At 39.8% G+C, this 1,580-nt stretch carries 2 protein-coding genes; both read left to right on the top strand.

Going from position 1 to position 1,580, the window contains the following annotated elements; all coding sequences use genetic code 11:
• Positions 1 to 799: efflux RND transporter periplasmic adaptor subunit (locus FTV42_RS16780; RefSeq protein WP_180039245.1), on the top strand; the 799-nt coding region annotated here is incomplete at its 5' end.
• The coding region (locus FTV42_RS16775; protein ID WP_180039246.1) for an efflux RND transporter permease subunit at positions 796 to 1,580 on the top strand (785 nt) is incomplete at its 3' end. The genes FTV42_RS16780 and FTV42_RS16775, both read left to right, overlap by 4 nt.

The following is a 1,580-nucleotide window of genomic DNA, read 5'->3' as shown; positions in this document are numbered from 1 at the left end:
GGTGCTGTTAAAACGCTACACTGAATTAGTAAAAGTAAATGCGGTTAGTCAGCAGGAATACAACAATACCGAAGCAGATTATCAAAAAGCAAAAGCCGATGTGGCGCAAATGCAAGCCATGTTAAGCAGACAACAACTTAATCTTAAATATGCGACTGTTACAGCCCCTATCTCGGGAACGATTGGTGAAATCTTAGTGACTGAGGGTGCATTAGTTGGTCAAGGTGATACTAATGCAATGGCCGTAATACAACAGATTAATAAAGTCTATGTTGATGTAAAGCAATCAATTAGTGATTATGAAAAAGTAGCGCCAGCGATACAGCGCGGTGACGTGTCAAATACCAAACATACGGTTGAAATCCTAAATAGTCAGGGTAAACCTTATAACGTTACAGGTGAAATCCTATTTTCGGATACTAAAGTTGATCCTGATACGGGTGATGTCACAATCCGTATTTTAGCCAATAATGAAAATCAAAAACTTTTGCCAGGCATGTATGTTCGAGTCAATATGAGCCGAGCTCAAGTTGAAAATGCGCTCCTAGTTCCAGAACAAGCGATTCAACATGATATTAGTGGTAAAGCCAATGTTACGATTGTTAATCAAAAAGGTTTAGCGCAAAGCAAGCCTGTTCAGCTTGGTCAACGTTATCAAAATAACTATGTGATCAAACAAGGGTTACAAGCAGGTGAGAAAGTCATTGTTGAAGGGGCTGATCGTATACAGCCTGAGCAAAAATTAAAAATTAAGCAGTGGCAACCTACAAATATTAAGGAAAATGGAGGACAGCAATAATGTCCCAATTTTTCATTAGGCGTCCTATTTTTGCATGGGTGATTGCTTTATTTATTATTCTGTTGGGTGTACTAAGCATCCCCAAGTTACCTATTGCACGATTCCCAAGTGTTGCGCCACCACAGATTAGTATTACGGCAATCTATCCAGGTGCTACGCCAAAAACATTGAATGATAGTGTTGTGACCTTGATTGAGCGGGAAATGTCAGGTGTCAAAAACTTACTTTATTACAGTTCAAGTTCAGATAGTTCTGGAACAGCAACAATCACCGCAACATTTAAACCAGGTACAGATGTAGAACTTGCACAAATTGATGTGCAAAACAAAATTAAAGCCATTGAGTCACGCTTACCTCAAACAGTGCGACAACAAGGGCTGATGGTCGATGCTGCGTCGTCTGGTTTTTTAATGATGGTGGGCTTAAGTTCACCGAATGGCAAATATAGTGAAATTGATGTCAGTGACTATATGACTCGCTATGTGATTGAAGAATTAAAGCGGGTTGACGGTGTTGGTAAAGTCCAAAATTTTGGTGCTGAAAAAGCCATGCGGATTTGGGTCGATCCAGATCGTTTGGTTTCTTATGGATTGAGTATTCAAGATGTGAATACAGCCATCCAAAACCAAAACTTGCCGATATCACCAGGTCGTATTGGTGATGTTCCTGCTTTGACGGGGCAACAAATTACTATTCCTTTAACTGCTCAAGGTCAATTAGAAACTGTAGAGCAATTCAAGAAAATTAGTTTACGTGCTCAACAAAATGGCGCCAATGTTCG

The organism is Acinetobacter sp. YH16052 (assembly GCF_013417155.1).
GTDB lineage: Bacteria > Pseudomonadota > Gammaproteobacteria > Pseudomonadales > Moraxellaceae > Acinetobacter.
Note: the sequence above shows the minus strand (reverse complement) of the source record. Positions and strands in the feature narration are given on the sequence as shown.